This is a genomic window from Erysipelatoclostridium sp. MSK.23.31 (assembly GCF_019125875.1).
Lineage (GTDB): Bacteria > Bacillota_I > Bacilli_A > Erysipelotrichales > Coprobacillaceae > Thomasclavelia > Thomasclavelia ramosa.
The window spans coordinates 59,135-81,173 of record NZ_JAHOCB010000003.1 but is presented as its reverse complement, the minus strand read 5'-3'; the positions used below and the strand labels follow the sequence as shown (position 1 = coordinate 81,173).

Here is a 22,039-nt window from a genome sequence, read left to right as displayed (position 1 = left end):
TTCCAAGAAGTTAGGAAAAATTGCCTAAAACTTATATTTAAAACCATTTTTAAGATGGTAATTCTTCTTTACCATATCATATTTATTATTAATTTAAAATGTATTTTGAAATTATAAAATTTATTACAATTAAAAACAGATAAATTTGTATGTACCTAAGAAAAACATTATTCATTAATATATTAGAAAAATTATAAAGGAGAAGATACATACCTTTTATATGGGGCTTTGAATATAATGGGGAATTGATTACTTGTTTGAAATCACATGCCATAAGATTTATAAGATAATAAAAATAATGTATTTTTAAGTATATATTTTGATATTTAATCTTATTTAAAATATAGATTACAGTGTATATGAATAGCGATACAGCTGATAAACAATTATTTCTTGGATTTTGGGATTAATATAATAACTATCTTTTTCTTTTGTGAGTAAGGTAGTTATTTTTTCTATAATTATCTCAAAGAGTAATGTTACCACTATCGCTATAATTACGATTTTTTGATATTATTTTCACTATATAATTTCTAAATAATCAAAAAAGACAAGAAATAAATACCATGCTATAATAAGTACTGAAAAAGTTTAAATTGTAATGTAAGTTTACTATTTTAATTTTGGAAAATTATTCAGTATATTTGGGACATAATAATATAATGGGATATATTTTTATCAATTGCTATAGTATTTTTTAAAAGGAGGTAAAAATGAAATTAATATTAAGTGATAAATATCTAAATCTTGACGTATCAGATCATTCTAATACAAAATTTATAGATCTATCATCATTAAATATAGCTAACTGCACTGGATGCTTTGGCTGTTGGACTAAGACACCGGGGAAATGTGTTATACGTGACGATGCAACAAAAGTATATCCGTACATTGCCAAGAGTGATAATTTAATTTATATCAGTAAAATATTATATGGTGGTTATGATACCCCTATGAAGACAATGCTTGAACGTGCAATTCCGATTCAAAAGGCATTTATTAGAATACTAAACGGAGAAACACATCATGTTCAAAGAAGTGTAGAATTGAAAAATGCTACAATTATTGCCTATGGAGAAATAGACACTGAAGAAAAAGAGATATTTAAAGCTCTGGTTGAAAGAAATGCTAAAAACATGAATTTTAAACACTATAAAATATTATTTACAAATGAACAAAACCTAGAAAAAACTGTGAAAACGGAGATGATAAAATGGAGCGAATAGTGATATTAAACGGAAGTCCGCGAGCACCTAAATCAAATTCTAAATGTTATGCAGACATTTTTTCAAAAAAATATAATAAAGACATTGAATATTACAATATAACAAAGCAAAATCATGATAAATTATGTTCTAAAATGAATGATTTCTCCGATATGTTACTGGTTTTTCCATTATATGCTGACGGGATTCCTGCTACACTTTTAAATTTTCTTAAAAGTCTTGAAAACAACTTACCAGATAAAAAACCAGTAATTTCAGTAATAATAAATTGTGGATTTTTAGAATATACACAAAATGATTTAGCAGTTAAAATGATAGAGCTGTTTTGTAAGAAAACAAATTGTGAGTTTGGATCTGTTTTAAAAATTGGTAGTGGAGAAGCAATCCTAAAAACCCCTTTCAAAATATTTGTAACAAGAAAAGTAAAGAAATTAGCAAATTCAATCCTATCAAAAAACTATAAAACACTCCATATAACAATGCCGCTCACCCCAAAATTATTTATTAAAGCATCAACAAAATATTGGATTAAATATGGAAACAGAAATGGTATCACAAAAGAACAAATGGATACAATGAGTATAGAGGATGACAATACCTTAGTTTAACAGCTATATCAAAAAGGAGCTCTTATGATTTTAAATGTAGTTAGTTTTGATGAAGCTGCGCTCCATGTTCTTTTATACTAGCAATTATTCATATATTGTGTTTTTGGATAGAAGTTTAGAGTGTTTATCGAGAGCTCAACTAGATTATATTTTACATCAAGTCCAAACAGCCCAACTAATTTCAATATCTTCTGTTTTAGAATTTTAGTCCCATTTTCTATTAGCTAATCTTTATTTGAAAATCTCGGAGCATCATCCTTAGCATCTATTTGAACTTTTTGTACAAAATAATCATTATTTTCATCTATTAAATCAACAATAAAATTATATATTCCATCATTATACTCAGTAATATTCTTTTTAATAGCTTTATGCATTAAAGAAAAGAACTCAATATAGCTTATATTTGCAGTAAGTATTAATCCTATACAATCCTCTATATTGTTTTTTTGTATTATGTATGCCTACAAAACTCATATTGCTACAATCCTTTTTTAATAAATAATCAGCTGCATACATTATATTACCGCCAATTGTATTCTATCAAAATATGTATTTATTTACTGCTTTTAGAATATTAAAACAAAAAATCTCTTTAGTTTTGTTTATCTAAAGAGAAATTTTATATTATAAAAATGTTAGCAAATTTTAAAGATGCTTTTGCAGCAGATATAACAATCATAATATTTTTTCTTTATCTGTAAGCTAGATTAATATAATATATGGAATGATAACTACTATTTTATACTATTCAGTTCTATCTTAGTATTCCATATCGATGATAGTCAAATTAGTCTGAATCTGATGATTTCAAACAATGTCAAACTGCAACATTTTTAAAATTGTCATATGCATTAAATTATATATCATTTATTATCATACCTAAAGACATTCTTCGTCAAAATGATAAATCCTTAATTGATTTTACACAACTTTTTGATATCATGCATTAAATAATCCTTCTCTATTAGAGGCTTGAATATATTTAAAATATTATCATCTAATTTATTCAAAATCTGAATATAGATAATTGGATGATAGTCAGCAAACATAATAGTTGATGGATTATTTTTTATGAGTGACAAAATTGCATTGAGATTTCCATCTGAAATATCAATACTATGTTTTGTGCAAATCAATCTTAAATCTTCAAAAGACATTTCTTGTATCTTGTGATTAATTGTTTTTATGGTATCATTCATAAACATCATACCTCCTTGCAATAGCAGTGCAACGAAAATGTCTTTATACTTTAATTATACTAATATTCAATAAGTTGTAAATTTATATAATAAGATTTTGTTTGATATTCAAAACAAAATTATCAAAATAGAATTAAGAAATATATATAAAGAAAATAATTTTACCAATACCATCAAATTAAGATGACAACATTTTAATTCAAAGGAATTATCTAAAATTAATTGCATTGAATTGTTATTTTTTTATAAAAAAACATATGATAAAAAGTGGCTGTAATGATTGTGTAGTTTTTTAGCTATTTTAGAGTATTACAGTTCTTTTTTTGTAAATTAAAATAAATGATAAAATTTTAGCCTTTTTACTCTGTCTTTTCCTCATTAATTTACTGTTTTTTGACGCATTTTAAAAGAATTACCTTATTTTTGAAAAAATTTATATCTCTAATTTTACACCTGCTGGTGTTCTTTTAGGAAGCTTTCCATAGATTGCTTCATATTTTTCATCGATGGTATATATGTTTTTAAATCATTACCGTTACGCTGATATATATAATTCTTATAATTCCATCACTTATCCCAAATTGGATATTATATTCAGATTTAAATACATTTGTATGCTTATAGTAATCGTATTTTATATGCATAAATGTTACATCAAGATCTATTTTGAAACAGCTGTTACGGTTTCCCGGCATATCTATATGAATAGTATATTCCCATCAAACATTTTGTGATAAAAACAGATTGGTTGGATTAAACTATTGCGTCACAGGCAACGTGCATAACAGTGTATCGTTTTTCCAACGTATGCGTTACTAAATGAAGAATATAAAGATAGGACAAAAAATATATGTTTAAATCCAGAATATATCACACTGACAATTTGTAAGACGATATTAGAAAACAAACAAAAGATGTATGCACCATATAAAAGATCAATCACAAAAAAAGCTACATTAAAAAATATGAATATGTATGTCCCAACATAAAGATTTTAGAATACAGCGCTACAAATAAGTTAGGATATAGGAAATACAAATTAAATCCATAGAATTGCAAAAAACATCACAATTTGAGATATACAAGAGTAAAAAGGTCTTAAGGAGAATCAGCATCAAGGACTAATGATTTTTGCGTATCACATTCTAAAAATAATAGCAAGATAGGGGAACAACACTGTATGTAATCCAAAAACGCTATTTTTCTATAAGTTAGTCAATATAAAAAAAGCGATACTCGTTTTGGAGTATCACTTTGTCAAAAGTCTGAAAAAGCGTTCATCATAGAGTGCTTTTTGCACAAGACAAAACCACAACATAATTATTTACCCGTTACAGCCTCTTTCTTAATATTTCTATATTCTTTAATGTATGGATCCCGATAAAAAGAATAAGCTAACTGTAAACACATACAACACCAAATTACCGGTTCACAAATAATAACCCCAAAATATCCTAACAATGGAATAAACAGCCAAACAAATACTATTTTCCCAATAAATTCAATTATGCTTGAAACTAAAGGAATAATCTTACGCCCCAATCCCTGTAAAGAATTTCTAAGATTCAATAAGATTCCTAACATACAATAAAATGGAGCATTTAGCATTAAATATAATGAACCATTATCAATTACTACTGCACTACTTGACCCTGACAATAATTGAACTAGAGTTGGGGCAATAAAGAATAATACAACTGTTGCAATAACACTCCACCCTACTGCAATTAAATTAGCATAACGGACCCCTTGTCGAATTCGCAATCCTTGATTTGCCCCTTTATTTTGTGAAACAAAAGTAGATAGGGCTAGACCCAATGTTGCTGCAGGCATCATACAAAAACTATTTAATTTACGAGCAGTAACATGTCCAGCAATAATTAAATAACCAAATTTGTTGATGGCGGTTTGCAAAATAACAGTTCCTGTAGAAACAATCGACATCATTAATCCCATCGAAAAACCTTGCCCTGCCAATTCTTGATATAGTTCCCTGCTAATTTTAAAATGCTCTTTGTGAGGAAGCAAAATAGGACATTTTTTATAAATATAATAAAAACAAAGAATTGCCGAAACTCCTTGAGCAATAACAGTTGCAATAGCAGCACCTTGAATTCCCATATTAAATTGAGTAATAAATAATAAATCTAATCCTACATTCAAGACTGAAGAAATAAGTAAAAAAACAAGCGGCATTACACTATTGCCAATTGCTCGCAATAATCCAGCACACAAATTATAAGCAAACATTACCCCAACAAAAATAGTAATCATAAAAATATAATCATATGCCTCATTAATTATATTTGCTGGTGTATTTAATAATTCTAATAGCGGATATAAACAAAACTGTGAAAAAAGCATTAAAATAATAGTTAACAAGATTCCTATTACGATTGATCCCGCAACTGATTTTTTTAACAAGTTCTCATCTTTAGCACCAAAACTTCGTGCTGTAACAATACTTAATCCATTTCCTACCCCTAAAGCAAAACCAACTAATAATTCATAAATAGCACCACATGCTCCAATTGCCGCCAATGATGTATCCCCTAAAAAGTTTCCTACGATCATCGTATCCATGGTATTGTAAAGTTGTTGAAAAACATTAGCCACAAATAATGGAAACGCAAAGATCAACAATGATTTTAAAATTGGATCTTTGGTTAAATCAACTTTCATTTTAAACATAATTTTCCCTCTTTTATCTATTATAACTCATATTATTGTATTCCTATTATCGCCACTTTTCAACAATATCCCTTTTCAAAGAATGAAAAAACCAAGTTAACACTTGGTTTATAATGTCGCAATAAAATCTTTTAATATTTCGTAACAATTTACAAATGATGCAACTTCCATACGTTCATCTGGAGTGTGGATGTCTGCCATATTAGGACCCATCGTAATAATATCTAGCGCTGGCATCTTTCCTTTAAAGATTCCCGTTTCTAGTCCACCATGAGTAGCTACTTCTTTTACTTCTGCTCCAGTACGTTTAAAATAAAATACTTTAAATAAATCACGTAATTTTGAATGTTGGTCGTAATTCCAACCAGGATAATAATTTGCTGGAGTAATTGTGCCACCAAAGGCATCTGCAATAATATCTAATTCATCAACCATGTTCATCACAGCGCTTTTCATTGGTGAACGTAGTAAATAATCTATTTTTAATTGTTTATCTTTAATTGATACTACACCCATATTTAATGAAACCGTTGTCAAATCTTCAATCACTAATGAACGTTCGACAAAACCACTCTTAGCTGCCATCATTAATTTTATAATATCTTTTGATTCTTTTATACTCAACGTTTGCTGTGCAATATCATTATTTAATGATAACTCAACTTTAACACCAGGATCACTAATTTCAAATTCTTCACTAAAATAATCTTGATACTCATCTGCCACTTCCTGAAGTAACTTAAAATCACTTGTACTAGCAAAAACAATTGCACATTCACGGGGAATCGCATTATTTTTTAATCCACCATTTAGATCCACTAGCTGGATATCTAAATTTGCCTTGATCATACCATACATAACTCGAGCAGCCAATTTATTGGCATTTCCTTTACCGCGATGAATTTCACCTCCAGAATGTCCTCCTGATAATCCTTTTATTAATAATGTATAAGTTGGATTTTCATTACTAGTAAAATATAATTCCTTAGTAATCATTACATCACAGCCTCCTGATGAAGTTGTGCAAATTTCTCCTTCATTTTCACTATCTAGCCCAATCATTCTTGTCGCCTTTAATAAACTTGCATCAAAACCTAACGCTCCATCAAGACCAACTTCTTCGGCAACTGTAAAAACACACTCTAAAGGTGGATTTTTAACATTAGGATCACTTAAGATTGCCAACATATAAGCAACTCCATAGCCATCATCTGCTCCTAATGTCGTCCCATTAGCACTAACATAGCCATCTTCAAGATACAAATCTAATGGATCATGTTCAAAATCATGATTACTATCTTTATTCTTTTCATTGACCATATCCATATGTGCTTCCAACATCAGTGTTTCATGATTTTCATATCCTTGACTAGCTTCTTTGTAAATAACAATATTATTTAAGTGATCCCGATGATATCTAAAACCTTTTTCTTTCGCGAATGCTTCAACAAAGTCAGCAATCTTTTCTTCATTATAAGAGCCATGGGGAATTTTACAAATTTCCTCAAAATAATAATTAACTAAAATCTCTGTGTCTAAAACAGCCATTATACCTAACCTCCATTTTCACTATTTTTATTATAACAAAATGTTTAACTAATTAACAAATCAAATTAAATGATGTATAATAATATTATTAAAGGACTTTAATAATTATTTTAATTTAGATTAACCTGTCATTAAATATCACAATCATGTATAGCTTTTAGGAGGACTAGCCAATGAAAAGACAGGCATTAATACTAAGCAGTATTTATTTGATTATAATGTGTCTAGGTTATATTTGGTGCTATCCTTTTTTCAAAATAGAAACAATTCTTTTTGATTTGATCTTTAGAACAGTTTTATGGTCAATATCTAGCTATGGATTATATATTGTCTTGCTAATACTAAAAAAAATTCAGTTTGTTAAAAAACATTGCCATTAGCAAACCATTTTTAATAACCTGCCTCCCTTACATTTATTTAATTATATTTCTTGTAGAAGGATTCATTGGTTTAGTAATGGTTTTTGTTTTTAAAACATATGTTTTTGCTTACTCTTTTTTCTCAATATTAACTATCCTCCATGCAATCAAATTATCTCAAGATCTTCTCAACAATTATTGTACTTATTAATAATGCAGGAGTGGCGGAATGGCAGACGCGCTAGTTTCAGGTTCTAGTGAGATTTTCTCGTGTGGGTTCAAGTCCCATTTCCTGTACCATAATTAATTTAAAGTTTGTCGATTGTTATCTACAAACTTTTTTGTATTTATTTAATAGCCTAAAGCCCCCTGCTAAACTCACACTAAAGTGAAAAAACTTTTACTCTAGGTTACTATCTGATAGAATATAAGAAAAGCGAGGTAAATAAATATGATTAGAACACGAAGATCAGCCTTCTTAAAATAAAAAAACTAACTATATATAAATCAAGGAATTTTAGGAACATATAAAACAATGAATCTAAGTTATACTATTTTTCATTTCGACGATGAAACTTTTTCTATCCTATGGAGTGAATATAATTATAAATTTAAATATTTCTATCCAAATTACTTAAATAATCTTAAAACTTACGGTGAAATTAAAAAATATTTCCTAAACAAGAATCTGTTAATTCATTTAACTTTTCCTGTCCACCCTAGGTAACATTCAATGAGTTTTTTTAACAATTAATGATAAGCCACATTACTTATTACCAATTTTCGCAATTGGTAAATACTACAAACAAAATGATAAAACTCTTCTATCACTATCAATTAGAGTACATCATCAATTATGTGGTGCTTACCATGTTTCTCATTTTATTAATGAATTACAAATTATGATTAATGAACATAAATTTATAAAGGAATAATGATATGATTGAAATTAATAAAAAACTAGTACAAAACTTAATTAATGAACAATTTCCTCAATGGAAAGATTTAGTAATTGAACCAGTCGCTAAAAGCGGACATGATAATCGAACATTTCATTTAGGATCAAAGATGACTGTCCGTTTGCCTAGTGGTAAAGGCTATGCAGCCCAAGTTGAAAAAGAACTTACATGGCTACCTTATCTCCAAAAACATTTAACCATGACAATTTCTTCGCCAATAGCTAAAGGTTATCCAAGCTGTGGATATCCATTTTCTTGGTCAATCAACAAATATATAGAAGGTGATACTTTAACAAAGCAAAACATTAATAATTTAAATGAATTTGCTGATGACCTAGCTAAATTCTTAAAAGAATTTCAGAAAATTGATACAACCAATGGTCCTCAAGCAGGACTTCACAACTATTATCGTGGTGGTTATCTAGCAGTATATCACAATGAAACAATCGAAGCTTTAGAAAATCTTAAAACCGTTTTACCAACTGAGCTGCTACTGAAAATCTGGCAACGTGCCCTTAATGCATCAGTATCTGATTTAAATGTTTGGGTTCATGGCGATATAGCCCCTGGCAATTTACTTGTTAAAAATGGTAAATTAGCAGCAGTAATTGATTTTGGTGTTTTAGGTGTTGGAGATCCTTCTTGTGATTATGCAATGGCTTGGACTTTTTTTGAAGAAGAAAGCCGACAGCGATTCTTAAAAAAACTAGATCAAGGGATGATTGATCGTGCTTGTGGCTGGGCTTTATGGAAGGCCCTGATCACATATAATAGCGATGAAGCAGAACGTGCGGAAAATGCTCAATATACAATCAATGAAATTATTAAAGATGAAAAAAAACTTGGTTAAATCCAAGTTTTTTTATCCTTTTTGTTCAATTTTATCTAATGCTTTAATAACATCCCAACAAAAATTATTTGGTTGTGCTAATTCTACGAAATGATGTCGCTTGAATTGTTTCATTACATTTTTTTGGACTCCAGCAAATAAAACATTAATATTATTTTGGCGACATAATTCTACTACATCAATAAACTCCCGGATCCCTGAATCATCGATTGAAGGTACACCACGCATTGAAAAAATAATATTATTACATTCATTTAAAATCTCATTAACTTTTGTAATTATTTGTTCTTGATTTCCAAAAAACAATGGACCAGCCATATAAATTACTTTAGTCCTTTGATGATCATAATTTAACTCCTTATCAAGTCGTTGTGGTTCAATATCACTTGTTTCAATATCTAAATCAGAATTATTGATTACAAATAAAATCATAGATATAAACACTCCAATTACAATTGCAACTGTCAAGTCAAATACAACGGTCGCTAACATTGTTACTAAGAATTGTGTCATACTTGTTTTTATTCGTTTCGAAAAAAATTGTTTAATTTCATGCCATTCATTCATTTTCCAGGCGGTCATAATTAACACACCGGCTAAAGCTGATAAAGGAATTCTTGACATAAATGGACCTAAAACAAACATTGAAATTAGTAAAGCCGCTGCATGAAAAATACTAACTAAACGCGTTTGACCGCCAGCTTTAATCGCAACACTCGTTCTAGCAATAGCAGCTGTAGCAGGAACACCTCCAAAAAAAGGAATAACCATATTACCAATCCCTTGTGCAAAAAGTTCTTGATCAGCATTTAACTTTTCATTTTTCATTTTTCCAGCACTAGCACCGCATAAAAGTGATTCAATCATTCCTAACATAGCAATACTAAATGCAGGAATAATTAGATTTGTTATTGCTGTTAAATTTAAACTATTCAATGACAAACGAGCTTTAGGCAATAATGTAGATGGAATACTCCCGACCTCTGCTACATTAAATTTAAATACTAAATTAATAATCAAAGCAATAATAATTCCAGCTAATGAAGCCGGAAATATATTTCCCCATTTTTTAGGCCATAAAATAATAATTGCTATTACTAGTATCCCAAAAAACAGTGCCTCTAAATTTACATTAAAGCCTAACATACGATAAGATAAGATTTTTTCAATCGGATTGCTTCCTTTCGAAGTAACTCCAAAAAAATTATCAATTTGTCCAGTTGCAATAATTATTGCGATTCCACTCGTAAATCCAGTAATTACACTAGCTGGTATAAATGATACTATCTTACCAAACTTAAATAATGAAGCAATTAATAACATTACCCCAGAAATAAAACTAGCAACAAACACCCCCTGTAAACCATATGTAGTTGACAATCCAATTAAAATTGCTGACATTGCTCCAGTTGGTCCAGAAATTTGATACGATGCCCCAGATAAGCCACCGATCAATAATCCTGCTATAATCGCTGTAATCAAACCAGCCCCAGCATCAGCACCACTACTCACCCCAAAAGCCAAAGCTAACGGCAACGCAACCGCAGCTACGGTTAATCCTGCCAAAATATCCATTACTAGCTTTTGACCATTATAACCTGCAAATTCTTTTTTCAAACTTAATACATAATCTTTAAACATCCTACCCTTTATCCTTTCAAAATACTTTTTTATTATAATGATAAATATTAGTGATTTAAAGTAAAAAATAAATATTTTACTGTTTTTTATTAATATTTCTAACTTATTATAAAAATATCGATAAAATCATCAACCATAAAAAGACTACTACTTCTACTCTAAATACATTAAAAGAGGCTATAACACCTAAAAGTTTAAAAAACTTTATTCCTTATAGCCTCTTTTATTCAGCCTCTCCAATAATATCAATTAATTTAGCCAATGGTTCACTTATATATTTTTCTTGATGATATAAAAGCTTTGTTTTATTATAAAGCAATTCATCTGTTTCCACCGTTTTTAAAGTACCATGCTTTAACTCCTCAGTAACTAAAAGAGTAGGTAAAACCGCAAAACCAAATCCAGCCTTACATGCTTCAATCAGGACCTTTGAATTTACACTTGTCCATTTAGGATATGCTGCCAATCCTCGCAAATATAAACAACTATCAATAATATCTCTAGTTGCACTCCCTTTTTCACGAAGCAAAAGATCATGAGTACAAAGTTCTTTTAATGTAATTTCATTATCCGCAAAATAATCTGGTGCACATAAAACGTTTAATTGATAAGAAGAAAAATCTATTACAATAAAGGGTCCTGGTGGAACTACTCCCTCTACCAAAGCAAGATCGGCTTCTCCACATTCCAAAACTGCCAATGCTTCTTTTGCACTGACCACTTGCACCTCAACCTTAATATTAGGATAGCTGCTTGCAAATTGTTTTAGAATCTTTGGTAACCAAAAGGTTGCAATAGTAATACTTGAAACAACTTTTAGAGGCGCACTCATTTCCAAAACATCTATTTGTTTTTCTAAGTCATGATATAGTGATAAAATTGGAATAACTTTTTCCAATAATAATTTCCCTGCAGGAGTCAATATAATTGCCTTTGATAAACGATCGAATAGGACAACATTTGTTTGTTGTTCTAATTCCCTAATCGCATGCGATACTCCAGATTGCGTAATAAATAATTGTTTTGCTGCTTTAGTAAAACTCCCTGTATCAACTACTGTTTTAAATATTAATAAATGTCTAAGGTTCATAGCTTTCTCCTATCATGAATAAAAGTAATGTATTTCATTAAATTATATCATTTTACTAATGTATATACAACTTATATAATCTTGATATATAAAGGAGAATATTAATGAAAGCAAATAAACTAAAAGACCTTACATGGTTGTTCTTTATCAATATTTTTATTAGCAGCTTTACATTTGGAGGTGGTTATGTGGTTGTATCAATGGTTCGTAAGTATTTTGTTGAAAAAAGAAAAATTTTCAATGAAAGTGACTTAATCACCATGTCGGCAATTAGCCAAACAACACCTGGAGCAATCGCAATCAATCTTGCGGCATTAGCTGGTTATAAAGTTGCCGGTACCATTGGAACTATCGTTAGTTGCATTGGAGCGATTATTCCGCCAATTACTATTTTGGCAGTTGTTTCATTATGGTATCAAGTTTTTAGTACAAATCACATCATTATGGCTATCTTAAAAGGAATGCAAGCCGGAATTGCTGCTATTATCGTGGATATCCTAATAGGAATGACAAGAGCTATTAATGAACAACATTCAAAATTATTAACCGCGATGATTCCTATTACTTTCATTGCCAGCTATATCTTTAAAGTTAATATCGTTGTAATAATCTTAATTACAATTATCGTAGCCACTGCTCAACTATACTATCGCCGGAGGTACTGCCAATGTTAAATTTATTTATAATTTTCTTTAAAATTGGATTATTCAGTATTGGTGGCGGCTATGCAATCATTCCTTTGATTCAAGAACAGGTCGTCAATAACTATCATTGGATCAGTGCCAATACATTTACTGACATTATCACAATTTCGCAAATGACACCTGGCCCTTTAGCAGTTAATACCTCTACTTTTGTGGGTATTCAACTAGCTGGAATTAGTGGTGCTATCGTTGCTACAATTGGTTGTATTTTTGCTGGAGCAACAATTTCAATTATCCTTTATCTTCTTTTTACTAAATATCAAAAACTAGAAATAATTACAAATATTCTAAATACTTTAAAAGCTACATCAGTTGGTTTGATCATGTCTGCTGGTGCAACAATTTTAATTCTAACTTTTGTTGAAAATAACTCTATCAACTTTTTAGCAATAATTATTTTTGTAATTTCTTTATTATGGTTACAAAAAAAGAAACCTAATCCGATTGCCCTAATGATTATCACAGGAATTATTGGATATTTCGTATATTAAGACAAAACCCGGTTACTAAATCTAATAATGACCTTTGATTTCTTATTTATTCAGCTAGTTCTAAAATGCCTAACTAAAGATTATCTTTATTTCCAATGAACATTTTAACAAAATCAAAAAAAACTGCCTATATGACATTAAGAAGTGTCTAATATGAATGGTTTTGGTCTTGTCTAATTTAATATCAACAATCCATTTTTTACATTACATCAACAAATTAGTCAATCAATTTAATATAGATAATTATCTAGCTTCTAAATTACTTTATTAATAACGCTGATATTCATATCCTAAACTCTAATTAATTATTCTGAATAGATAAAAATAATTGTATTTTTTATTACAAATATTTATCACTTCTTTGATAATTATCAAAATATTTAGTTTTAGTATAGCTTTCCTAACATTATTGAAAGATAACAATCTTACTTCTAATATAAATCAATACTTGACTTCATTGAATATTGAAGATAATAAATGTATACATAATTCAAAATACATGAATATCTCATTATTAAATAATTTTCCTTACTAAACCACTATTCTTATAATTGTGTGACCTAGTTACAGAACTAATTTTAAATTAAAATTATAATAATCTTGAAAATGAATCATAGATTAATAATTATGGAGGAAAAAAATGAATACTAATCAAAAAATTCTTATCGTAGGCGGAGTCGCTGGTGGCGCTTCAGCTGCTGCTCGTCTAAGACGTTTAGATGAATCTGCCAACATTATTATGTTTGAAAAAGATGAATATATATCATTTGCTAACTGTGGTTTACCCTATTATATTGGTGGTGAAATCACTGATCAAGAGGCTTTAACCTTACAAACTCCTGACAGTTTTAAAGCACGCTTTAATGTCGATGTTCGCAACTTTAACGAAGTTACTGCTATTACTCCTGAAACTAAAACCGTTACTGTATATAATCATCAATTACAAAAAGAATATCAGGAAAGTTATGATAAATTACTTCTTTCAATGGGAGCAAAACCAATCAAGCCAAATATTCCTGGAATCAATTCAAATAAAGTTTTTACACTTAGAAATATCCCTGATACTTATGCAATAAAAGAATACGTTGATACCCATAAACCAAAACATGCAATTGTTGTAGGTGGGGGATTTATTGGTATTGAAATGGCAGAAAATTTACATTCAACTGGAATAAATGTAACGATTGTAGAAATGGCTAATCAAGTCATTTCTCCGATTGACTATGAGATGGCTTGTGAAGTTCATCAACATCTTATAAGCAAAGGAATTAACTTAGTTTTAGAAACAGAACTTCAAGCTATTAATGAAGCCGATAACAAGCTGACAGTTACTCTAAATAATCAAACTGTAGATACAGATATGGTAATTATGGCAATTGGTGTGGTACCTGAAACTAAGATTGTAAAAAATACAGAAATTGCAACTAATTCTCGCGGAGCAATCATCGTCAACGATAAGATGGAAACATCAATCAAAGATATATATGCTGTAGGCGATGCTATTGAAATCAAAAATTTTGTTACTAATAAAGCAAGTTATGTACCCCTAGCAGGCCCAGCTAATAAACAAGGACGAATTGCAGCTGATAATATTTGCGGTTTTGATCGCCATTATCAAGGAACACAAGGTTCATCAATTTTAAAAGTCTTTGACTTAACTGTTGCAAGTAGCGGAATCAATGAAAAAACTGCTAGGGAATTAAATCTCAATTACGATAAAGTCTACACATATTCAGCTAATCATGCCGGCTATTATCCAGGTGCGGTCAATATGTCAATAAAAGTCCTTTTTGATAAATCAACGGGAACCATTTTAGGGGCTCAGATAGTTGGTTATGATGGGGTTGACAAGCGCATGGATGTTTTAGCAGCTGCTATTCGTGCCAAAATGACGGGTTTTGATTTAACTGAATTAGAACTTTGCTATGCTCCACCATATGGATCAGCAAAGGATCCTGTTAACATGGCTGGTTTTGTAATTGAAAATATTCTTACTGACAAGATCAAACAATATAATTGGGATGATGTTGCATCACTGCCCCGTGATGGCAGTGTGATTCTATTAGATACTCGTACTGAATTAGAATATGCAAATGGTCACATCGATGGTTACATTAATATTCCATTGGATTCCTTGCGAACTCGTCTTCATGAGCTTAATTTAAATAAACCTATTTATGTAACCTGCCAGATTGGACTTAGAGGCTATATAGCATCACGGATTTTAAGTCAAAATGGTTTTGATACTTATAATCTCAATGGAGGATATCGCTTATATAATACAATTTTTAATCAAGAACATGATGAACCCAAAATCAAGACAATGCATCCTGCTTGTCCCATAGAAAATCCAGAAACAATTAAAATTAATGCCTGCGGTCTTCAGTGTCCAGGTCCGATTGTAAAATTATCAGCATCACTAGAAACTGCTAAAGATGGCGATATTATTGAAATTCAAACTACGGACCCGGCTTTTGCTACAGATCTAGATGGCTATTGTCGTCGTACTGGTAATGAACTAATAGAACTTAGCTGTAATAAAGGAATTAGCAGTGCTAAAATAAAGAAAGGACAGAACAGTATCTCAAACGGAAATAAAAATAATAAAAATATGATTGTTTTCTCTGGAGATTTAGATAAAGCAATTGCATCATTTATTATTGCTAATGGCGCAGCGGCTATGGGACGAAAAGTCACAATGTTCTTTACCTTCTGGGGACTAAATATCATTCGACGACCAGAAAAGGTTAAAATCAAAAAAAATTTTATTTCAAAAATGTTTGCAATGATGATGCCTCGTGGTTCAAAAAAACTATCGCTTTCAAAAATGAATATGGGTGGTATGGGAGCTAAAATGATCCGTACTATTATGAAAGATAAAAATATTGACAGTTTAGAAGATTTAATCAAACTAGCTCAAGATAATGGTGTTGAACTAATTGCCTGTTCGATGAGTATGGATGTAATGGGCATTAAACAAGAAGAATTGATTGATGGTGTTACATTATCGGGAGTTGCTACTATGTTAGAAGAATCTGATATGTCACTATTTATATAACAAAAGGAGCTTGGAATTAATTCCAAGTCTCCTTTTTATGATTGTTTCTTTTTTCTTAAAATTCCAATTCCTAAGATGCTGATCAATAATGTTCCCGCCAATATTTGAATAGATACTGAATCACCAGTTTTAGCTGCTGAAGTACTATCATCTTTTGGTATCTCTTTTTCTGGCGTAGGAATAACTGTTACATCACCTTCAACTTTATCGTTTGTATTTACATCTTCTTTTATCACTAATTGATCTAACGCTTGATGCAATTGGTCATACATCTCATCGACTTCTGCCTGTGCAGCATTTTCATCATCAATAATTGATTCTACCTTCTCTAACAAGGCTTCAACTTTAGTAAGACTTTCAGAAGTATATTTTTCTTTATCAAGTTTCAATGCAGTATTAAAAATTGATATTAAATTATTTTTATCAGCTTTTTCAACTAATGCTGCGACTACTTCATTTAATTTATTAATTGCTTCATCAACTTCATGTTTCGTAGCATTATCATCATTGAAAACTTCTTTAGCTTTTTGTAAAGTGACTGTAAGTAATTCAATTGATTGAGGGGTATATTTAGCTGTATCTAATTGTTTACTTGCTGAATTGATTGTTTCTTCCAACTCCATTTTATCAACAATCTTAGTAAGTCCTTTAACACTATCTTCCAACTGATCAATTGCTTTTAAGATATCTTCAGATGTAACATCATCATCGTTATAAACTTTAACAGCATTATTTAATGCTTCTTGATATCGCGCAATACTATTAGGGGTGTATGATGAAATATCTAAATCTTTATATTTCTTATAAATTTCCTGTAACTTAGATTTTAAAGTTGTTCCATAAACTTCAAATTCCCATAGTGAATACCCATAATCACTTCCAACTTCAATCCCTAACATCCTTACATATCGTCCTGTTACATCTTTATATGATAATTCATCAAGACCTCCATCGCCATCATTAATATCTGATATATCTGTCCAAACTTGACCATCATTAGAAACTTGCACTTTGTATTTCTTTGCACCGCTTCCTTCCCAATTCAAAATAACTTTAGAAATATTATAAATATCTTGTAAGTCTACATATATCCACTCATCATTAGATTTCCGATTAGATACCCAGCGTGATTGCTTTCCATCAACTATTTCATTTGTACCTTTACCATCAAACGCTAGCGAAGATTCATATGTTTTATTTCCATCTTTCGAATCAACATATTCTGAGCTCGCATTCGAAGATTTATTCAAAGCTAAATTTACATTTGGATTTTCAGGTTCTAATACAGCTTCCCCGTAAACTTCAAATTCCCATAATGAATATCCATAAATTCCTCCAGGCTCGATTCCTAACATTCTTACGTATCTGCCTGTTGTATTTTTATATGTCAGTTCATCAATACCACCTTTACCATCTGTAATATGTGATATATCTGTCCAATTCTGACCATCATTAGAAATTTGCACTTTATATTCTTTAGCACCATTTCCTTCCCAGTTAAGAACAACTTTAGAAATATCGTAATCAGCTTCTAAGTCAACATAGATCCATTGTGATGTTGCTGTTGGATCATCTTTTGTTCTTAAAGATACCCAGCGTGATTGCTTTCCATCAACTGTTTCATTTGTACCTTTGCCATCAAACGCTAATAAAGATTGATATGTTTTATTACCATCATTAGGGTCAGTAAACTCGCTACTTGCCTTAGAGGTTTTATTCAATGCAATATTTACTTCAGGCACCACTGGTTCTTGGTGTAATTTTCCATACACTTCAAATTCCCATAATGAATATCCGTATTTAGAAGCACATTCTATACCTAGCATTTTAACATACCGAGCAGTAACAGTTTCATTAAATGGGATATTTGCAATTCCAGGTTGTCCATTCTCTTCTAGATAAACCTTTTGCCATGTTTTTCCATCTTCAGAGACAAGAATTTGATATTTTTTAGCACCATTTCCTTCCCAATAAAGTTTTACACCCGTTAAATCATAATTCGCTTCTAAATCTATTTGAATATATTCATCATTCGAATTTCTATTTGAAACCCATCTTGATTGATCATTTCCACCATTATTTTCAAAACTTCCATCAATAGCTCTATTTGCAGTATAAACATTGTTATAAACTGAAGAAGCTGTTGCTGTTTTATTTAAAGCAATATTCTCTAAATTTTCTGCTTCAACAAGTTCGCCATAAACTGACCACTGGATGATTTGGTATGATGAGCCACTAGAACCATTTAATTTTAATCTAACATATCGTGCTTCTTGATTACCTAAATCTGAAATGTTCTCATTACCACCTTGTCCATCAATTATAGTTTTTACTGTTTGCCACATTTGTGCATCATCAGAAATCTGAATTTCATAATTAGGTGCATAATTATTTCCCCAATCAACCTGCATACTTGAAATTTTATAAATTCCTTTTAATTCTACATAGATCCATTGATCACCGGCTGCACTCGAAATCCAAGACGTATTGGCTTTATTATCAATTGCATGAGTCGGTAAGTTCAAATCCTTTATTGTACTTGAAAATGCATTTTTATTAGCTGCAATATCCTCATCTTTATAAGAACCATACACAGAAATTTCATAAATACTAATACCATATTTTAAAGTTCTTGATTTATGTGACGAAACTCTAACATAACGCCCATATACAGGTTCATCAAAATTGTATTCATCCAATAAGCTACTTCCAGTTGCCATACTATTTTTAACCGTTATCCAGTTATTTTTGTCACTAGAGACCTGAATATCATAATCATCAGAACAAGCGGATTCCCATTGAATGCTCATAGCATTAATTTCTGAATATTGTCCCAAATCAACCATGATCCAGTTCTCATCTTCATTTCGTAATGAACTCCATCTTGTACTTGTATTACCATCTACAACTAATTCTTTAGTATTTCCAGGGTCATTTGTTGACGTACTGCTTGCTTCAACAGATTTATTAAGCGCTATTGAATCACTTGCTTTAAATGTAATTTCCTTAATTTCAAAACAATTTCCATTTCCATCTTTCATGATAATCTTAATATATGGGTAGACTCCTTTTAATTCAATCGTGTCTGTCTTACCATCACCATTACTTACAGATTTCAATAATTCATAATTTTTACCATCTTGAGAAACCATAACATCATAAGCACTAGCATAATTATCACCCCAAAGAATATTCATAGATGCTAAATGTTTATTATTGCCAGTAAACATACTGATCCATTCATTTTGCGTTTCTTCACTTTGCCAATATGTATTTTCATCACCATCAAAAGCTTTTTCGACTTCGTGTCCAATCATTGAAGAATTAGTATGATAACGATTATCTGAGCCTTCTGATAACGTCATTGTTTGTCCAGCATATGGTAATGCTCCTGAAACAAATGTTGTTTGTGTTTCTTGATTATCATAATTTAAATTTACATTTACAGTTTGATTGGCTGCTGTATCATTGACTGCTACAGAGATTTTTCTTGTATCCTCTGATTCATCAATAATAATACTGCAAGGTTGATCAACAGTAATTATATAGCCATCTTTATATTCCAATGAACCAGCTTGATAGAAATTAATTTGAGTTTGTTTTAAACCGTCATGTCTTACCGCTTGAACTTTTTCGTTATTAGCAATTACAGTAACTGGTGTATTACCGGCATATTGACTAACTGCACCTGCTGTGGTATTTGGTACGACAATATAGGCATAGCTATCATTGCTTGGCTTTAATCCATGATCTAAATAGGCTGTAAAAGTAGCCGGAGTTTCATTCTTTTTTGCTTCATCCCATAATGACGGATTATTAGTTTGAACACTATTACTTACAACTACATCCGTATTTTCTAAGAAAACATATCCAACTTTTCCATTATATAGCCAATTAGTGTTATAAATTTGTTCTTTCGTTCCCTCAGCCACACTTTGACCACCAACATTTACATCTTCAGCTTCGCATTGATTTAATGTTGTATGGATATTGACTCCCTCAGTAGAATTGATCCCCGAACCTAGAGCAACAAATTCATCATCAAAGAAGAAATATCCTTTCTTTACTTGAGTCCCCTTTTTATTCATATCATAAGCAGTATTTCCATATTTACCATTGGATACCCCAATTGTATGTTCAGTTCCATTTTTAAAACGACCTGCATTAGCATAATCTTGAACGATTCGTGCTGCTGTTGTTGTTCCTGGACAATGAGCCCAATCATATGTTGGATAAACGTTAGTATATTCATCTCCGTCAACTGTGATTGTTGAAGCTGCTGATGATGTCCAATAAATTAATTGTCCTCCGTCTTTATCATAACCTGACCAGCTGCCACGCCATTCACCACCGATGATTTGGTTAGAGTCCATTTTAATATTAACTCCGTACCCATCTCGCATGTGAGAAGCATAACCAGAACGCCACATATAATAATTACCATTTTTTCCATTAACTGTATTTTTTCCTTGGATGTTATCAAGGATTGCTTGATATTCATCAGCTCGATCAGGATCTGATTCAATCATTCTCTTAAGTGGATCGATATACTCTGCTGCATAGTTATCATAGCCAACATCATAATCATATGGCCGATATCCAAGGTAAAGCTCCATAATATCTCCTCTGATTGTCCAGCTTGTCCCATCAATCATATAATCAGCCATTAAATCAATGACATCTTGTTCAAATGCATAACTAGTTTCTCTTAGCATATAAATCCAAAAACTCATATCTCTAAACATTGACATTCCATATCCATTAGAATAGAACTGCCTACCATGCATATAGAAACTGTTATCAACCTGAACTGCTTCAGCAGTATTATCATCAGTTTGAACAACTAAGCAATAACTTAAATAATCATCTACAAGTTCTTTTAAATCTAATTTCTTAAATCCTGTAGAATTGGTATGTTTAGTCCCATTTTCTGTAATAATTGCGTAATAAACATAATTTTGATCAAACCATAAATTATTTTGACCTGTACCATATTTAACTGGTGTTTTTTCCAATAATTTATTAAGCATAATATCCATTGCATCTTTACTTACAATGCTTTCCATAAATAAAGCAATTCTAGAAAATCTTAATTGAACTCCAATTTGATTCTCCCACCAGTTAGAAGAAGATGGATTCATTTTTCCCCAATAAACAATTGCTTTATTTAGCTTATTAATTACTTCTTCGTCATGATAAAGAGCGTTTCCCTCTTTATGATAAGCAACTGTAATTGCTTGTAGACGATCAAGAGCTAAATAAGGTGACCATGCTGTTCCATTAGCAGCACTTGATGTCGCTTTGTAGTCAACATCCCCAAAAGCACCATCTTCTTGAATCAAATCAAGATAATCTTTTGCTTTTGAAACATAGCATGTTTCTACTTTTGACCCATCATCAATCGTGTCTAAAGTTAAAAAGTAATCTTTTAAACGCGTTTTGATTGTTGCAAAATCACTCTCACTTGCATAAGTTACATTCATGGAACTTAAAACAAGCCCAAAAGACATAACTAATGACAGGATTATTCTCAATGCCTTTTTAATCATATAATATCCTCCTTTTAAATAATATTGAAAACGCTTACTACATCTATTATTTTTAGTTATTAT

15 protein-coding genes and 1 tRNA gene are annotated in these 22,039 nt (G+C 30.6%); 9 read left to right on the top strand and 7 right to left on the bottom strand.

The window, feature by feature from the left end:
• The first annotated feature begins 713 nt into the window (after positions 1 to 713).
• Positions 714 to 1,226, top strand: coding sequence for an NAD(P)H-dependent oxidoreductase (locus KSU54_RS02815; protein ID WP_003538696.1), 513 nt, complete (start codon positions 714 to 716; stop codon positions 1,224 to 1,226).
• On the top strand, positions 1,214 to 1,834 hold the full coding sequence (locus KSU54_RS02810; protein WP_003538697.1) for a hypothetical protein: 621 nt from the start codon (positions 1,214 to 1,216) through the stop codon (positions 1,832 to 1,834). The genes KSU54_RS02815 and KSU54_RS02810 overlap by 13 nt, the downstream gene beginning before the upstream one ends.
• A gap of 224 nt (positions 1,835 to 2,058) precedes the next feature.
• On the opposite strand, the gene KSU54_RS02805 is transcribed toward KSU54_RS02810, so the two are convergent.
• From KSU54_RS02805 to pepD, 4 genes are all read right to left on the bottom strand, one after another.
• Positions 2,059 to 2,211, bottom strand: coding sequence for a hypothetical protein (locus tag KSU54_RS02805; protein ID WP_003538698.1), 153 nt, complete (start codon positions 2,209 to 2,211; stop codon positions 2,059 to 2,061).
• A 537-nt stretch (positions 2,212 to 2,748) separates the two neighbouring features.
• The gene (locus KSU54_RS02800; RefSeq protein ID WP_008792158.1) at positions 2,749 to 3,036 is read right to left on the bottom strand and encodes a hypothetical protein; all 288 of its coding nucleotides are present in this window, start codon (positions 3,034 to 3,036) and stop codon (positions 2,749 to 2,751) included.
• Positions 3,037 to 4,356: 1,320 nt separating this feature from the next.
• Positions 4,357 to 5,727 (bottom strand): MATE family efflux transporter, encoded by a 1,371-nt coding sequence (locus KSU54_RS02795; RefSeq protein ID WP_003538700.1) that lies wholly within the window; start codon positions 5,725 to 5,727, stop codon positions 4,357 to 4,359.
• A 108-nt stretch (positions 5,728 to 5,835) separates the two neighbouring features.
• Positions 5,836 to 7,275 (bottom strand): beta-Ala-His dipeptidase, encoded by a 1,440-nt coding sequence (pepD, locus tag KSU54_RS02790; RefSeq protein WP_003538701.1) that lies wholly within the window; start codon positions 7,273 to 7,275, stop codon positions 5,836 to 5,838.
• Positions 7,276 to 7,849: 574 nt separating this feature from the next.
• Between pepD and KSU54_RS02785 the strand changes: the two genes are divergently transcribed.
• From KSU54_RS02785 to KSU54_RS02770, 4 genes are all read left to right on the top strand, one after another.
• Positions 7,850 to 7,934, top strand: a tRNA-Leu gene (locus tag KSU54_RS02785).
• 202 nt (positions 7,935 to 8,136) lie between these two features.
• Positions 8,137 to 8,361 carry a CatA-like O-acetyltransferase gene (locus tag KSU54_RS19385; protein ID WP_368735794.1) on the top strand — a complete coding sequence of 75 codons (225 nt, stop codon included), beginning with the start codon at positions 8,137 to 8,139 and terminating at the stop codon, positions 8,359 to 8,361.
• Positions 8,362 to 8,383: 22 nt separating this feature from the next.
• The gene (locus tag KSU54_RS19380) at positions 8,384 to 8,569 is read left to right on the top strand and encodes a CatA-like O-acetyltransferase (protein ID WP_081446388.1); all 186 of its coding nucleotides are present in this window, start codon (positions 8,384 to 8,386) and stop codon (positions 8,567 to 8,569) included.
• A 4-nt stretch (positions 8,570 to 8,573) separates the two neighbouring features.
• Positions 8,574 to 9,443 carry an aminoglycoside phosphotransferase family protein gene (locus KSU54_RS02770; RefSeq protein ID WP_003538702.1) on the top strand — a complete coding sequence of 290 codons (870 nt, stop codon included), beginning with the start codon at positions 8,574 to 8,576 and terminating at the stop codon, positions 9,441 to 9,443.
• 12 nt (positions 9,444 to 9,455) lie between these two features.
• Here the strand turns inward: KSU54_RS02770 and KSU54_RS02765 are convergent, their stop codons facing one another.
• Positions 9,456 to 11,084, bottom strand: coding sequence for a SulP family inorganic anion transporter (locus tag KSU54_RS02765; RefSeq protein ID WP_003538703.1), 1,629 nt, complete (start codon positions 11,082 to 11,084; stop codon positions 9,456 to 9,458).
• Between the two features lie 223 nt (positions 11,085 to 11,307).
• Complete coding sequence (locus KSU54_RS02760) at positions 11,308 to 12,174, bottom strand: LysR family transcriptional regulator (RefSeq protein ID WP_003538704.1); 867 nt, start codon at positions 12,172 to 12,174, stop codon at positions 11,308 to 11,310.
• Positions 12,175 to 12,278: 104 nt separating this feature from the next.
• On the opposite strand from KSU54_RS02760, the gene KSU54_RS02755 reads away from it, so the two are divergent.
• The 3 genes from KSU54_RS02755 to KSU54_RS02745 all read left to right on the top strand — a co-directional run bounded on the left by KSU54_RS02755 (position 12,279) and on the right by KSU54_RS02745 (position 16,427).
• Complete coding sequence (locus KSU54_RS02755; protein WP_003538705.1) at positions 12,279 to 12,848, top strand: chromate transporter; 570 nt, start codon at positions 12,279 to 12,281, stop codon at positions 12,846 to 12,848.
• Positions 12,842 to 13,369: a chromate transporter gene (locus KSU54_RS02750; RefSeq protein ID WP_003538706.1), complete on the top strand. Its 528-nt coding sequence runs from the start codon at positions 12,842 to 12,844 to the stop codon at positions 13,367 to 13,369. The genes KSU54_RS02755 and KSU54_RS02750 overlap by 7 nt, the downstream gene beginning before the upstream one ends.
• A 640-nt stretch (positions 13,370 to 14,009) precedes the next feature.
• Positions 14,010 to 16,427: a CoA-disulfide reductase gene (locus tag KSU54_RS02745; protein WP_217746579.1), complete on the top strand. Its 2,418-nt coding sequence runs from the start codon at positions 14,010 to 14,012 to the stop codon at positions 16,425 to 16,427.
• 35 nt (positions 16,428 to 16,462) lie between these two features.
• Here KSU54_RS02745 and KSU54_RS02740 read toward each other — a convergent pair whose 3' ends face one another.
• Positions 16,463 to 21,976, bottom strand: a complete 5,514-nt coding sequence (locus tag KSU54_RS02740; RefSeq protein WP_117791976.1) for a discoidin domain-containing protein — start codon at positions 21,974 to 21,976, stop codon at positions 16,463 to 16,465.
• Positions 21,977 to 22,039: the final 63 nt, after the last annotated feature.

Bases quoted from the DNA above. Each gene is read 5' to 3' on its own strand.
- KSU54_RS02810 (WP_003538697.1), top strand. From the start codon at position 1,214: ATGGAGCGAATAGTGATATTAAACGGAAGTCCGCGAGCACCTAAATCA.
- KSU54_RS02795 (WP_003538700.1), bottom strand. From the start codon at position 5,727: ATGTTTAAAATGAAAGTTGATTTAACCAAAGATCCAATTTTAAAATCA.
- KSU54_RS02755 (WP_003538705.1), top strand. From the start codon at position 12,279: ATGAAAGCAAATAAACTAAAAGACCTTACATGGTTGTTCTTTATCAAT.
- KSU54_RS02760 (WP_003538704.1), bottom strand. From the start codon at position 12,174: ATGAACCTTAGACATTTATTAATATTTAAAACAGTAGTTGATACAGGG.
- KSU54_RS02805 (WP_003538698.1), bottom strand. From the start codon at position 2,211: ATGCATAAAGCTATTAAAAAGAATATTACTGAGTATAATGATGGAATA.
- pepD (WP_003538701.1), bottom strand. From the start codon at position 7,275: ATGGCTGTTTTAGACACAGAGATTTTAGTTAATTATTATTTTGAGGAA.
- KSU54_RS02745 (WP_217746579.1), top strand. From the start codon at position 14,010: ATGAATACTAATCAAAAAATTCTTATCGTAGGCGGAGTCGCTGGTGGC.
- KSU54_RS02815 (WP_003538696.1), top strand. From the start codon at position 714: ATGAAATTAATATTAAGTGATAAATATCTAAATCTTGACGTATCAGAT.
- KSU54_RS02800 (WP_008792158.1), bottom strand. From the start codon at position 3,036: ATGAATGATACCATAAAAACAATTAATCACAAGATACAAGAAATGTCT.
- KSU54_RS02765 (WP_003538703.1), bottom strand. From the start codon at position 11,084: ATGTTTAAAGATTATGTATTAAGTTTGAAAAAAGAATTTGCAGGTTAT.
- KSU54_RS02740 (WP_117791976.1), bottom strand. From the start codon at position 21,976: ATGATTAAAAAGGCATTGAGAATAATCCTGTCATTAGTTATGTCTTTT.
- KSU54_RS02770 (WP_003538702.1), top strand. From the start codon at position 8,574: ATGATTGAAATTAATAAAAAACTAGTACAAAACTTAATTAATGAACAA.
- KSU54_RS02750 (WP_003538706.1), top strand. From the start codon at position 12,842: ATGTTAAATTTATTTATAATTTTCTTTAAAATTGGATTATTCAGTATT.